Raw genomic sequence first — 13540 nt, 5'->3', positions numbered from 1 at the left:
GGATTGATTCATCAGAGTCGGGCGTTGGTCTATAGGCAACCGTAAAAAAATAGCCTAATATCGAAGCATCCTAAGAAATTGCTTTAATCTGATATAGCCGATGCGGCGAGGTGTTCCCATGCTGGCCTCCATTCCTATACCCGACACAGATTTTGGACCCTCGACGGCAAAATATTTCTCTTCCACAGGGTGGTGGCTCTTTCCCCTCCTTTTGTTGGCGGCGATTTTTCTATTTTGCGCGCCGCGTGCCGCAGCCGGGACCAGCGGCCTCCCACCCATAGATGCGCGGGCTTATATTCTGATGAACGCGGATACCGGCGCCATCATTGCGACGAAAAATGCCTATCGGCCCTATGCCATTGCCAGCATTACCAAACTGATGACGCTATATCTGCTTTTCAAGGACATTGACAGCGGGCATCTGCAGATGGACCAGCGCTTCGTGCCCTGTCACACGGCGCTACAGACGAGGGGCTCCAGTATGTTCATGCACCCCGGTCTGCCCTTTACCGTCGCGCAGATGATTCTCGGAATGACGGTGCCTTCCGGCAATGATGCTGCGGTAGAAGCCGCACATCTGGTGGCCGGCAGCGTATCCGCCTTTGTCACCAAAATGAACCAGACGGCGCGTAAAATCGGGATGCTTTCCACCACCTATTATGATCCCGATGGGTTGCCGCATCCTAATAACATGTCCAGTCCCTATGACGTTGCTGTCCTCACCCGCACGATCATGACCCGGTTTCCGCAGTTCATGTCTTTTTTTGACCACAAAAACTTCACCTACGCGGGCATCACCAGCCCTAACCCCAACCTGTTGGTGGGGCGGGTGCCCTTTATCACTGGCATGAAAAGTGGCTATACCGACGCAGCAGGGCATTGTCTCGTTGCTACAGGAACTCAGGATGGCGTGAAGCTGATTGCCGTGATTCTCGGTGTACCGTCATTTCACAATGAAAGACGGGGGTTTTGGAAGGCATCCTGGCAGAGTCTCAAGTTGCTGGACTGGGGATTCGCGCGCACTCTCTGGCTGCCTGCGGCACCGCATCTTGAGCGGACCTCGGCACCGTAATTGCCAAGCTTCACTTGCTGAGGTTGAGGTGTGCGGGCGGCGCTGAGTCGGTGGGTGGTTTCTTCAGGAATATGATCAGCGGAATCATGACCAGAAAGCCGTAAAAAACGAGTACAAAAGCGTCCAGCGTTCCGCGCATATTCGCCTGGCTGTATAGCACAACATTACCCAGCACTCGCCAGGTGGTCGGATTCTCGGTCATACCCGCTGCTGCGAGATAGTGATTAAAGGCAGGATTGAACGGGTTGATAAAGCCGCTCATCTGGTTCCAACCCACTTGCGTTTCCTGGCTCGTCACCGTAGAGACGATGGCGATGCCGATGCTGCCACCCAATGTTCGCATCAGGTTGAAAATGCCCGATCCTTCGGCCTGCTGTGATTTTTTCAGAGTCATAAAGGCCAGGGTGAAGAGCGGGATGGTGACCAGCCCAAAGCCAATGCCGCGGATAAAGCTGGGCCAAATGAGCCAGGCCATGCTGATGTCCAGGCTGTAGAGTGTCGTGAAGTAGGTACCAACGGCGCCGAAAATAACGCCGACCAGTACGATGTTACGTGGATTGACGCCGCGCCCCAGCAGTCGTCCCGCCAGCATCATGGCCAACATCGCACCAATGCCCTGTGGTGCCATCACCAGCCCCGCAGTGAAAGCCTCATAGTGCATCAGCGTCTCCAGCATGATCGGCAGAATCACCATGGTACCGAAGAGGGCGAGACCGAATATACCGATACCCATACTGCCGATGGAGAGATTACGGTCTTTGAGCAGGCGCAAATCCACCACGGGATATTTTACGCTCAAAGAGCGCCAGACAAAAAATAGCATTCCCAATATGGCACAAATAGTCAGAATGATGATGGTCCGCGAGCTGAACCAGTTATCCTGATCGCCGAGACTCAATACGCCCTGTAGGCTGCCCAGCCCCACGGCCATCAACGCAAAGCCTGTCCAATCCACCGGACGGGGGGTGGTGCTCTTGCCGCCGTCAGGAACGGTCTGCATCATCAGGAACGCGAGGATGCCGAAGGGAATATTCACATAGAATACCCAACGCCAACTGAGCGTGTCCGTCAGATAACCGCCCAGGGTGGGACCCAGAATCGGCCCCAGCATGATGCCCATGCCGAGGATGGCCATGGCCTGACCGCGCTTGTTGGATGGATAGGCGCCGAGCATGATGGTCTGCCCCACGGGCGCCAGCGACGCGCCAAATATGCCTTGCAGGAAGCGCCAGAGCACGACTTCTAGCAGGCTATGGGACTGCCCGCAGAGCACCGAGGAAATCACAAAGCCGACCACGCTCCAGAGCATGATGTTGCGCTGGCCGTAGCGTTCCACCAGGAGCCCGGTGAGGGGCAGGATGATCACATTGGCGACCATGTAACTGGTGAGCACCCAGGTGATCTGATCGCTGTTGGCATGCAGAGAGCCGCGCATGTAGGTCAGCGCTACGTTGACAATGGTCAGGTCGAGTACCTGCATGACTACCGCCAGCATGACTGCTACCGTAATGGTAAGACGTGAAGCGGGGCTCTCTTGCGTCACGGATGGGTTCCTCTCTGGTAAGTTGGAAACGGTAATTAAGCAGCAATGTCGGGATAGACCGCAACCAGGAAAATCCGGGATTGTGGCCCGATGCACCCGTGGTCAGACTTGTTTTGGCGGGAAACGTGCTATGTCATGGGCAAGCGGTGCCTGACGTAACAGGTCTTCCTCATCGCTGCGCAGCCAACGCCATTCGCCGGGACGCAGCGCGCCGAGAGGCAGATTTCCCACCGCTACGCGAAGCAGGCGCAACACCTCCGTGTCGCTGGCGGCAAGCAGACGCCGGATCTGGCGATTGCGTCCTTCCTGCAAAATGAACTCCAGCCATTGGGTTTTTCCACCACAGCGTAACTCTCTTATCCGCAACGGTAAGCAAGGTTTGCCATCGAGCGTGGGGCTGGTCGCTAATTGAGCTGCGGCGCTCGCGGAGAGGGGCGGGCGGATCTGCACATGGTAGGTCTTGGCCACATGCTGATCCGGATCCAACAGTTGTTGCGCCCAATGCGGGTCATTACTGAAGAGCAACAGACCGGAGCTGGCCTGATCCAGACGTCCTACGGGGGCCAACCATGGACTTTTTGGCAGCAGGTCGTAGACGGTGGCACGCCCCTTCTCATCCCGACGAGTGGTAAGAACTCCGCGCGGTTTGTGCAGGAGCAAAACCCGGCGGGTACTGGCGGTGACCTCGATACCGTCGACACAAATTTTGGGGCCGGACAGGGCAAAGCGTGCCTCTGGATCGTGTACCCGGCGGCCATCTACCTCCACCCGGCCGGCCCGTATCCATTCCGCCGCCACCGTCCGTGAGCACACCCCGGTTTTGGACAGGATGCGGGCAAGCCCAAAGCCGGGGGCACTTTGGTTTTGTCCAAGCTTTGGACTATGATTTGAAGGGCGTTTCACTCGTTCGCCCAAAGGAGTTGATTATGGCGCATGAAACTTTGCATGAACCCCTCGAATCGTTGTCCCCCGAAACCGTGGACGTCCATCGGGCCATTTCCTCGCTGATGGAGGAGTTTGAAGCGATTGACTGGTACCAGCAGCGCGCCGACGCCTGCAAGGACCCTATGCTCAAGCAAATTCTGGAACACAATCGGGATGAAGAAATTGAGCACGCTGCTATGGTACTGGAGTGGCTGCGCCGCAAAATGCCGCGGCTGGACAAAGAATTGCGTGAGTATTTGTTCAGCAAGGGTTCCATCACCGGCCACGAGTCCGCGACGATGGGACGAGAGTAAAATGGATCGCGTTGTCACGGGACAAAACGCGCACAAAGGTCGTTGTAAAAATTAAGCCCGAGAACAGTGGGTTGTAGGAATTCTCCTTTGATTTCGACTAAACCCGCGCGCTCGGCCCGGCGGATTTGTGGCTGAACCATAGGCCATGACAGGCCTGTACGTTCCGGGAATAACGCCATGGGGAAGCCATCCGTCAGACGCAAGGCGTTGAGCATGAACTCGAAAGGTCTGTCGGCGACTAACACGGGTTCATAGTCGCCGATGGCGTCGGCATCACTCAGTGCGTCGGTCATGTAACTTTCCGGACGGCTGGGTTTGCGGCTGCGCCAGATGCCATCGGACAGGGTGATTTTGCCGTGTGCTCCAGCACCGATGCCGAGGTAGTCGCCATAGAGCCAGTAATTGCGATTGTGCTGGCAGCGTTGGTCGGGCAGGGCGTGGGCCGATATCTCGTAGCGCGGCAGTCCGACCTCCTGGAGTTGCCGACGTAGGGCATTTTCCATGTCAGCGGCTTGATCGTTGTTCGGCAGGTTTGCCGGTGGATGACTTGCAAAAGGGGTCCCCGCCTCCAGGGTGAGCTGGTAGAGGGACAGGTGGGGAGGGGTATAGTCCAGCGCGATTTTCAGGTCTGATTGGGCAGCGGCGAGATCCTGCCCTGGCAGGGCAAACATGAGATCGAGATTATAGCTTTCGAATTCCGCGGCGATGGCGAGCTCCACCGCGCGGCGGGCTGCCGCTGCATCGTGAATGCGTCCGAGTCGTTGCAGAAAGGCATCATTGAAAGATTGGATGCCTAAAGAGAGCCGGGTGACGCCCGCCTCCCGGAAGGCGCGGAAAGATGCCGCTTCCATGGCTCCCGGATTGGCCTCCAGCGTCACTTCCAGGCCGGGCAGAGGCCGCAGGCGGGCGCGGATCGCGGAGAGTAGGCGATCGATGATTTCTGGCGGAAAGAGGCTGGGGGTGCCACCGCCGATAAAAATAGTCTGTACACGGCGTCCCCAGATGCGTGGCAGTTCCCGATCCAGGTCGGCGAGCAGCGCGGCCAGATAACGTTCTGCGGGAATGCTGTTGGTCGCATGGGAATTAAAATCGCAATAGGGACACTTGGCTTTGCACCAGGGCAGGTGCACATAGAGCGAAAACGACGAAGATGGTTTGAGGGTGAGGCTCATGAATACTCGTAGGAGGAATGATAGGTGACGAAAATGGATTGGACGCCCTTATTTTTACTCCGAACAGTACTTTTTCCCAAGGCATTATTGGGACTGCGTGTTTTTGAGCCGCGTTATCTGGACATGATCAGCGCTTCCCTGCGGCAGGGGCGCGATTTTGGCATTTGCCTCAGCCGCCCTCGCGGTGACGGCCATGCCGGGCCGGAATTGGTGGGTACCCTGGCGCGCATTGTGGACTGGGGTGGTGAGGCGGGTGTTCTCCAGGTGCAGGTGCAGGGGCAGGAACGTTTCACCATTCAGGACTGGCGTTACGATGGACCTTTGGCGGTAGCCGTGATTCAACGCTGGGCTGCGGAACCCATTGTGCCCATGTGTCGCGAAAGTGATGTGTTGCGTTCTATTCTTGAAGAGTTGGTGGGCAAGGAGCCCGCTGCGGAGATGGACGCCAGCAGTGCCGGGATGATTCTGGCGCAGGCACTGCCTGCCTCTCCAGAAGAAAAGCAACAGCTTCTCCTCCTTCAGGATCCCTTGGAGCGACTGCACCGGATTATGGATTTGCTCAATCAACGCGGCCCGTAGGAACAAATCTTAACGCTTCCCTTTGCCGTAAATGTAGGTGGAAAAATCGGTATAGTTTTGTGAAAGATTACGGAAAAGGTGGTCGAGACTGATAATTGCCTGCTCCAGGATATTCACAGTAATATAAGGTTTCTCTACCTTTAGCCGTTGATAACGGGCGCGGGTGAGGACCAGTACCTGGGTATCGTCACTTTTGGCGAGGATGCGGGCGCTACGTGGTTGACGGTCGAAAAAAGACATCTCTCCAGCCATCTCTCCATCATGTACTCGGACCACTTCTACTTCGTCGCCGTCGGCGGTGTGGTGAACGATGGCCATTTCACCCTTGACGCAGAAGAACAGAGCTTCTCCCAGAGTGCCCCATTCGGCAATCACCTGATCCATATGAAATTGGGCATGGGTGACATATTCAGCAAGGGTCTGGACTTCGCTGATGGTCAGCGACTGCGCCAGATGATGCTGTTTGAGAAATTGGGCGATTTCTACATGGGCAATGCCGGGCATGGTGTGTTCCTCTGGGAAGCGGATTTTCTATCATTATAATGGTGGAAGAGGGCTGAGGGACAGTACCGCATTTTGAATCTGGCCGTCGCCTCGGGGTATAATGCAACCTTGCCTCCAACGAGTATTCCCATGACACGTCCCAGTGGAAGAAGTGCCGACGCCTTGCGTCAGGTACAGGTCATCCGAAATTTTACCAAACATGCCGAAGGCTCGGTACTGATAGCCTGTGGCGACACCAAAGTGCTGTGTACCGCCAGCGTCGAAGAAAAGGTTCCGTCCTTTCTGCGCGGTATGGGCAAGGGGTGGGTGACGGCAGAATATAGTATGTTGCCGCGTGCAACCCGGGAGCGGGTCGCGCGGGAATCTGCCAAGGGACGTATCGGTGGACGCACCCATGAAATTCAACGCCTCATCGGCCGTAGTTTGCGCGCTGCCGTAGATTTGCAGGCCTTGGGTGAGCGCACCATCTGGGTGGATTGTGACGTGCTTCAGGCCGATGGCGGAACCCGCACCGCGAGTATTACCGGCGCTTGTCTGGCGGTGGCCGATGCTCTGCAACATTTGCGTGCGACCGGGCGGATTCAGGACAATCCCTTGCGGGACTGGGTGGCGGCTGTTTCGGTGGGCATCTACCAGGGGCAGGCGGTTCTGGATCTCGATTATGCCGAAGACAGTAATGCCGACGTGGATATGAATGTGGTGATGACCGGTGCAGGTGCGTTTGTAGAAGTGCAAGGAACTGCGGAGGGTGCGGTATTCAGTGCGGAACAAATGACCGAAATGCTGGGGCTGGCGCGCAAAGGGATCGCTGAATTGGTGGCGCGTCAGCATCAGGAGTGCTCGGAAGCCCGTTCATGACGCCCTTGTTGTTGGCCACCGGTAACGCGGGTAAGGTGCGTGAGTTGCAACCGGTGCTCGCCGCTCGTGGTTTTGCGGTGGTCGGCCAAACGGGGCTGGGTATTTCCAGTATTGCAGAAACCGGACTTACCTTCGTCGAAAATGCGTTGCTCAAGGCACGCCACGCCGCCTCACAAAGTGGTATGGCAACGCTTGCCGAAGATTCCGGGCTTTGTGTGCCCTACCTGCAAGGAGCACCCGGCCTTCACTCCGCGCGCTATGCGGGTCCAGAGGCTGGTGCCGCCGCCAACAACGCCAAGCTGCTGACGGTGCTGGCTGGCGTAGAGGGCGCGGCTCGTGCCGCTTATTATGTGGCTTGCATGGTCTTTCTGGAATCTGCCGCTGATCCTTCGCCATTGGTGGCTCAGGGTTTCTGGCAGGGAGTTATTGGTGAGCACCCCGTCGGTGGTGGAGGGTTTGGGTACGATCCGCTATTTCGGCCCGCAGGCGGACGGCGCAGCGCGGCGCAGTGGAGTCTGGAAGAAAAAAACGATTGCAGTCATCGTGCGCTGGCGCTACGCAGACTGTTGGCGCTACTGGCGGAACGTCAGGCGCCCCAGCCACTATCACTCAATGATTGACGCAGGCGGGACAGAGCCCGCACCTGTAATTGTCTTACCGCCTCGCGGCTGACACCCATCCGTTCGGCCACGGCTTCCAGAGTCATCGGGGCATCGCCATGCATGCCGTAGCGAAACACCATGACCTCCCGTTGCTTTTCGTTGAGTTCCGTCAAATGCCCGCGCAGCGCTTTGCAAATGGCGTCGCGGTCGTATTCGTTATCAGGACCGGCAATATCGCCGACCACCTGTTCGATACGGCTGGGCCCGTCGGACATTTCCTCGTCGAGAGAAAAGACACGAATATCGGCAAAATCCAGCGCGCGCATGGTGCTTTCGCGCACTCCAAGAGCTTCGCGGCGCTGCTCGCGGCGTACATCGATGTTGCTGTCTTTTTCCTCTCCGCGCTGCGTATAAGCGTGCAGGGATTTGGCAAGATAGTCGGGCAGGCGTATGAAGCGAGAGCGGATGAGTGCCCGTTGCATGGCCTCGCGAATCCACCAGGTCGCGTAGCTGGAAAAGCGTGTTCCGAGCCCTTCCCGAAACCGGTCGGCGGCGCGTAGCAGGCCCATATATCCCTCCTGAAGGAGGTCCTCCTGACTCAGTCCTTTGTTGCGATAACCACGGGTGACCGCCTTCACCAGGGGCATGTGGGCAGAGATGAGGGTGGCGCGAGCGCATTCATCACCTTGGCGCAGCCGATGGATGAGCTGCAGTTCCTGTTTCTGGCTGAGGAACGGTCCACTGTTTTCGTCGTCTATGAAATCACCAAGAGGCGGCGGATCAATGGCGGGATCCATATCAGGAATGTCTGAATCCCTCGATTCCCTAGCTTCGGTATACATTTTGGCCTCTTGTTTCGATCACAAAGTGTTGCAACGTTATAATCTAATAATATAATTTAATAGCGTTTTCACGATCACCAATATTAGGATTCTTTTTGATCCGTCTGTCAAGGGGCTGCAACGGTATTTTGTGATTTTAGCAACAAGGTGCCACCGGCATCGCGGGAAATAAGGTATTTTAGCTTGAGGTGTATTTACGGGCGGCCAGGGTTTTTTGACTATGTCCCTTGATCTGCCTATAATCCTGCCCTTTGTCGTTACCTATATCCAAAGAGGTCGGAATCCTTCTATGCCAACTGTTCGCGTCAAAGAAAATGAGCCCTTCGAAGTTGCGCTGCGGCGTTTTAAACGTTCCTGTGAAAAAGCGGGCGTCCTTACCGAAGTGCGGCGTCGTGAGTTCTACGAAAAGCCCACAGAAGAGCGTAAGCGCAAGGCCGCTGCGGCCCGTAAACGTTCGTTGAAGCGTATGCGGCGCCAGTCCATGCGTCTGGTCCGGCTCTACTGATGACACTGCGCGAACGCCTCCAGGAAGATATGAAGTCGGCCATGCGCGCTCGGGAAGCCGAGCGTCTGGTGGCCATTCGTATGCTTCTGGCAGCGATCAAGCAGCGCGAAATTGATGAGCGCCGCGAGCTTGACGATATTGAAGCGTTGAGCATTGTGGATAAGCTGATCAAGCAGCGCAAGGATTCTGCCAGTCAATTTATTGCTGGTGGTCGTCCGGATCTTGCGGAAAAGGAAGAGTCAGAAATCGTTTTCCTCGCGGTCTATCTGCCGGAGGCGCTGCCGCCTGTGGAAATCGATAGGCTGATTGCTGAGACAATAATGGCCGTAGCAGCCAGTGGTCCCAGAGATATGGGTAAGGTACTTACTGCTTTGCGCCCGCAGATGCAGGGACGTGCGGACATGGCCGTGGTGGCGGAAAAAGTAAAGGCCCGCCTTAGCAGCTAATGGACGAAGACGCGGCTGCGGCCGGGATTACCCCCTGGCAGAACAGCTTCTGGCGGGCTCTGGATGCCAGTGATGTGCAGAGCGCGTGGTCTCAGCATTGTGGTCACATCTATGGTCGCAAGTATGTTGCGGCGACAGCTCCTTGGGTGACGCTCGCGGAAATTCATGATCGTCTGAATTGGTCGACGTGGCTGTCACAGCGTATTACCGCCGGTTTTTTTCTCCCAGTCGTTGATATTCCTGATGTAAACAACCTGCTGGATCTGGTCCAGCGCCCTGGTGCTGTGCTCAGCGGGCGAGATTTGCGCGCGGTGCTCAACGTGCTGACGGCACAGAAAGACTACGCTGCGGCTTTGCGTCAGACTGTGGATGCCCTGACCGGACTGGCGGCTGAGCTTGATCCTCCGGCGGCTTTGTCGCGTAGCCTCAAGATGGCGCTGGATGAGGAGGGCGAACTCCTCGACACAGCCAGCCCTGATCTCGCGCTGCTGCGTCAGCGCCTGCGGGCTAGCCGCGGCGAATTGCAACGTTTCCTGCAAAGCTTTCTGCGCAATCCTGACTGGCAGGAATACTGGCAGGATCAGATCATCGTGCAGCGCAACGAGCGTTACGTGCTGCCCCTCAAAGCCAGTCATAAAGGGCGTATCAAAGCAATCGTGCATGATCGCTCGGCCAGTGGTGAAACCCTTTTTGTGGAACCGCTGGTTGCCGTCGATCTGAATAATCAATTGGTTCAGGACCGACGAGCTGAGTTGCAGGAACAGGAGCGCATTCTTCGCGTCCTCAGCGCGGCGGTCGGGGCAGAAGTGCCGGGCATCGTCGCGGCCCTGAGGCATATGGGCCGCCTGGATGCGGTACGGGCGGGGCTGGAACTGGGCGATACCTATGGCGGGATTCTGCCCAAGGTGGGTGTTGCGGCGGCGTTTGATCTGCAGGCCCTGCGCCATCCGTTACTCTGTCTGCGTCATCCGGGGCAGATTGTGGGTAACTCGGTACATCTCGGGGTGGACGCGCACCAACTGGTGATTACCGGCCCCAATACCGGTGGCAAGACGGCTACCCTGAAAGCGGTGGGGCTCAATCATCTGATGGCCTATATGGGGTTGCCGGTGACGGCGGAAGGCACTCTGGGCTATTTCCGAAAGTGCTTTGCGGTCATTGGCGATGCCCAGGATATTCACACGGATCTTTCTACCTTTTCGGCGCAGGTGCAGCGCCTGCAGGAAGTGCTGAGGCATGCCGATGCCAACAGTCTTGTGCTCCTTGATGAATTGGGCAACGGTACCGATCCCCGAGAGGGGGGCGCACTGGCCCAGGCGGTGGCAGAGGCCTTGCTGGCGGCCAAATCCTGCACACTGCTCACCAGCCATCTGGAAGTGATGAAACGCTATGCCCTGAGCCATGAAGGGGTGGCGTTGGCGGGTATGGGTTTCGATGCAGAGCGCCTGGCGCCCACCTATCGCTTGCAGTGGGGTGTGGGTGGCGCGAGCCAGGGCTTGGCTATCGCTCGGCGGGTGGGGATGCCAGCGCCGCTGATGGCCCGCGCCGAGGCGCTCTATGCCGATGATCGCGAAGACTGGGAACGTTGGGAAGCGCAGCGGGAGGGTTTACTGCGGGCCGCACAGCAGGCCATGGATGAGGCCGCGTTGGCGCGCAACGAAGCCGCAGCATCCGCCCGGCGCTTGGAGCGCGAGTTGGAGGCGGCACGACAAGAGCGCGCAAAAGCCGCCTCCGCTGCGCATGCCGAATGGGAAGATATCCTGATGACGGCACGCCAGCAGGTGCGGCAAACCATCGCGACGCTCAAGTCAGGACGGGATACTCATGCCGCATCAGCGGCCTTGCAGCGTCTGGAAGCCCCTTTCCGGGTGGAAGAGCAGCGTGCGGATAGTCTGCCTGCCGTGGGGGCCAAGGGTCTGTTTCTGCCGCTCCGGCAGGTGACCCAGGTATTGCGTGTGGATCCAGCCCGACAACGGGTGCAGATTCAATTGCGGGGCAAGCAGCTTTGGGTGCCGACCGCACAATTCGCCGTGGATGCAGCGATGCAGATACCCAAGGAAAAGGGCAGCGCTCAATATGCAGCGCCGGAAGATCATCCTTGGCGCCTGGATTTGCGCGGACAGCTTCGGGAAGACGCTTTGCTGGCCTTGTGCCGGCATGTGGATGGTGCCGTGGCCGCCGGTCGCCAACAAGTCGAGATTCTGCACGGTAAGGGTAATGGCGTACTTGCGGAAATGGTGCGCGAATTTGCCGAACAGGACCCTCGAGTCAGCCAATGGCGCATGGCGCGACCAGAGCATGGTGGTGGCGGGGTCAGCGAGTTGGAGTTACGCTGACGAATGGCCAACTTTCCTCCCACATTTGTCAATGCCGTACTGGAGCACAGCGATCTGGTGCGCCTTATCGACAGCCGTGTGCCGCTGAAGAAAAAGGGCAAGGATTTCTGGGCCTGCTGTCCGTTTCATCAGGAAAAAAGCCCCTCATTTTCCGTCAGCGCGGATAAGCAGATTTATTACTGTTTTGGCTGCCACGCGCATGGAAATGCCATAGGATTTTTGATGGCCCACGACCGGCTCTCTTTCCCTGAAGCGGTGACGACACTGGCCGAGGAGGCGGGCATTGCCCTGCCTGAAGACAGTCCCACCGGTGAACAGGAAGACCTCCGGCCACTGCGTGCCATCCTCGAAAAAGCCGTCGCCCTGTACCAGTCCATGGTCGCAGAACATCTACCAGCTCAGGAATATTTGCGTGGAAGAGGGTTGGATGCCGACACTATCGCGCGCTTTGAGCTGGGTTATGCACCACCAGCGGCCCGGTTTCTGAGCCAAAGACTTGGCAATGATGCGTCATCGCGGCGGCAGTTACTGGGGGCGGGGTTGGTCAGCAGTCGCGACGATGGCTCGGTTTATGACCGTTTTCGCGGTCGAGTGATTTTTCCGATCCGCGATGGGCGCGGACAAATGGTGGGGCTGGGAGGGCGTAGTCTTGACGGCCACGAACCCAAATATCTTAATTCGCCGGAAAGTGCCCTCTACCACAAGGGCCGGGTGCTTTATGGTCTGCATCAGGCGAAGGAAGGCGTGCGTCGTGCTGGGCGAGTTCTGCTGGTGGAAGGATATCTGGATGTCATTACATTGCACCAGGTGGGCGTTGACTATGCCGTCGCCGCCAGTGGGACTGCCCTGGGTGATAGCCAGTTAGAGATGCTCTTCCGGGCGGCGGCCGAGGTGCTGCTTTGTTTTGACGGTGATAATGCCGGGCGTAATGCCGCCCGGCGCGCGGTGCAGATGGCACCGGAGCATCTGCGTGAGGGGCGTCTGCTGCGAGTTTTGTTCATGCCCGATGGGGAGGACCCCGACTCACTGGTGCGTCAGCACGGGGCCGCGGCGTTTGAATCACTACTTCCGGGCGCACGTCCGGCCATTGATTTCTTTTTGGAAGATCTGCAACACCGACACAATCTTGCAGCAGAAGACGAGAAGGCTCTTTTCCTGCATGCAGCGCGCGATTTTCTGAAGCGGGTGAGCGATCCGATCCTGCGTGAGGTCTATGAGCAACGGGTGCAGGATCTTTGCGGATTAGCCCCGGTTACCCGGCGGGCGGCGTCGCGCGTGGTACGCAAACCCTCGCTCAACGCGACTCAAGGGCCATCCCTTTACAAAACTGCGTTGCGACTTTTGCTGCATCACCCGGAGGACCCGGCTTGGCAGACGCTGGACCGCGATTTGCTGCCGTTTCTCTTCGACAGCGAGCCTACGGTAAAAAATCTGGCGGGGGCACTTGATATTTTGGCCAACATGACCCATCTAAGTTCTCACGAATTGTTCGCGAGATTATCGGCATCGGAACATGCGGAAGTATGCTATGCATTGGTGATGACTGATGCTGGCGGTGTAGACGATGGTGCATCGACGCAGCTTGAAATTGCGGGCTGTGTGGCGCGGGTCAATCAGCGTCTTGCCGCAGCGCGCAGCCACTTTATCAGCCGGGCAGCGGATCAGGGTGGTTTGAGCGCACTTTCCGAGCAGGAGCGAGCAGAGATGGTACGCTTGTCCCGGCGCGGCAGGCGGAAGGATGTTTGAGCCAGATATAACTGCAGGAAAAGGCTGAGGATGCAGGTCTGTGACGATGAGACCTTTCCAGGCGTATAGTTTTTCTTATATAATGCGCGGCTTTCCG

Annotated in this window: 14 protein-coding genes; 9 read left to right on the top strand and 5 right to left on the bottom strand. The window is 57.5% G+C overall.

The window, feature by feature from the left end; genetic code table 11:
- Positions 1-118: 118 nt before the first annotated feature.
- The gene (locus PJU76_RS09600) at positions 119-1072 is read left to right on the top strand and encodes a D-alanyl-D-alanine carboxypeptidase family protein (RefSeq protein ID WP_271779346.1); all 954 of its coding nucleotides are present in this window, start codon (positions 119-121) and stop codon (positions 1070-1072) included.
- Positions 1073-1082: 10 nt separating this feature from the next.
- Here PJU76_RS09600 and PJU76_RS09595 read toward each other — a convergent pair whose 3' ends face one another.
- Together PJU76_RS09595 and PJU76_RS09590 are read right to left on the bottom strand one after the other, a co-directional pair.
- Complete coding sequence (locus tag PJU76_RS09595) at positions 1083-2615, bottom strand: DHA2 family efflux MFS transporter permease subunit (protein WP_271779345.1); 1533 nt, start codon at positions 2613-2615, stop codon at positions 1083-1085.
- 102 nt (positions 2616-2717) lie between these two features.
- Positions 2718-3518 (bottom strand): pseudouridine synthase, encoded by an 801-nt coding sequence (locus PJU76_RS09590; RefSeq protein WP_271779344.1) that lies wholly within the window; start codon positions 3516-3518, stop codon positions 2718-2720.
- A 23-nt stretch (positions 3519-3541) separates the two neighbouring features.
- Here PJU76_RS09590 and PJU76_RS09585 point away from each other — a divergent pair, with 23 nt between their 5' ends.
- Entirely contained in the window at positions 3542-3853 is a 312-nt protein-coding gene (locus PJU76_RS09585; RefSeq protein WP_215848955.1) for an encapsulin-associated ferritin-like protein, read from the top strand.
- A gap of 14 nt (positions 3854-3867) precedes the next feature.
- On the opposite strand, the gene hemW is transcribed toward PJU76_RS09585, so the two are convergent.
- Positions 3868-5025 (bottom strand): radical SAM family heme chaperone HemW, encoded by a 1158-nt coding sequence (gene hemW, locus PJU76_RS09580; protein ID WP_271779343.1) that lies wholly within the window; start codon positions 5023-5025, stop codon positions 3868-3870.
- A 33-nt stretch (positions 5026-5058) separates the two neighbouring features.
- Between hemW and PJU76_RS09575 the strand changes: the two genes are divergently transcribed.
- Positions 5059-5604: an LON peptidase substrate-binding domain-containing protein gene (locus PJU76_RS09575; protein ID WP_271781009.1), complete on the top strand. Its 546-nt coding sequence runs from the start codon at positions 5059-5061 to the stop codon at positions 5602-5604.
- A 9-nt stretch (positions 5605-5613) separates the two neighbouring features.
- On the opposite strand, the gene PJU76_RS09570 is transcribed toward PJU76_RS09575, so the two are convergent.
- On the bottom strand, positions 5614-6108 hold the full coding sequence (locus PJU76_RS09570; RefSeq protein WP_064219913.1) for a Crp/Fnr family transcriptional regulator: 495 nt from the start codon (positions 6106-6108) through the stop codon (positions 5614-5616).
- A gap of 129 nt (positions 6109-6237) precedes the next feature.
- Between PJU76_RS09570 and rph the strand changes: the two genes are divergently transcribed.
- Both rph and rdgB read left to right on the top strand, forming a co-directional pair.
- A complete protein-coding gene (gene rph / locus PJU76_RS09565) occupies positions 6238-6966 on the top strand; it encodes a ribonuclease PH (protein WP_271779342.1) in 729 nt (242 codons plus the stop codon).
- Positions 6963-7586, top strand: a complete 624-nt coding sequence (rdgB, locus tag PJU76_RS09560) for an RdgB/HAM1 family non-canonical purine NTP pyrophosphatase (protein WP_271779341.1) — start codon at positions 6963-6965, stop codon at positions 7584-7586. Before rph ends, rdgB begins: the two co-directional genes overlap by 4 nt.
- Here rdgB and PJU76_RS09555 read toward each other — a convergent pair.
- Positions 7553-8410: a sigma-70 family RNA polymerase sigma factor gene (locus tag PJU76_RS09555; RefSeq protein WP_215848959.1), complete on the bottom strand. Its 858-nt coding sequence runs from the start codon at positions 8408-8410 to the stop codon at positions 7553-7555. The genes rdgB and PJU76_RS09555 overlap by 34 nt on opposite strands.
- A 289-nt stretch (positions 8411-8699) precedes the next feature.
- Here PJU76_RS09555 and rpsU point away from each other — a divergent pair, with 289 nt between their 5' ends.
- From rpsU to dnaG, 4 genes are read left to right on the top strand one after another with little or no spacing between them, the layout of a single operon-like run.
- Positions 8700-8915: a 30S ribosomal protein S21 gene (rpsU, locus tag PJU76_RS09550; protein ID WP_035195145.1), complete on the top strand. Its 216-nt coding sequence runs from the start codon at positions 8700-8702 to the stop codon at positions 8913-8915.
- Positions 8915-9361, top strand: a complete 447-nt coding sequence (locus PJU76_RS09545) for a GatB/YqeY domain-containing protein (protein ID WP_271779340.1) — start codon at positions 8915-8917, stop codon at positions 9359-9361. Before rpsU ends, PJU76_RS09545 begins: the two co-directional genes overlap by 1 nt.
- Positions 9361-11697 carry an endonuclease MutS2 gene (locus PJU76_RS09540; RefSeq protein ID WP_271779339.1) on the top strand — a complete coding sequence of 779 codons (2337 nt, stop codon included), beginning with the start codon at positions 9361-9363 and terminating at the stop codon, positions 11695-11697. The genes PJU76_RS09545 and PJU76_RS09540 overlap by 1 nt, the downstream gene beginning before the upstream one ends.
- 3 nt (positions 11698-11700) lie before the next feature.
- Positions 11701-13443 carry a DNA primase gene (gene dnaG, locus PJU76_RS09535; RefSeq protein WP_271779338.1) on the top strand — a complete coding sequence of 581 codons (1743 nt, stop codon included), beginning with the start codon at positions 11701-11703 and terminating at the stop codon, positions 13441-13443.
- Positions 13444-13540: the final 97 nt, after the last annotated feature.

This window comes from Acidithiobacillus ferriphilus (genome assembly GCF_028215975.1).
GTDB classification, from domain to species: domain Bacteria; phylum Pseudomonadota; class Gammaproteobacteria; order Acidithiobacillales; family Acidithiobacillaceae; genus Acidithiobacillus; species Acidithiobacillus ferriphilus.
The sequence above is the reverse complement of the archived record's forward strand: the minus strand, read 5'-3'. Positions and strand labels throughout refer to the sequence as shown.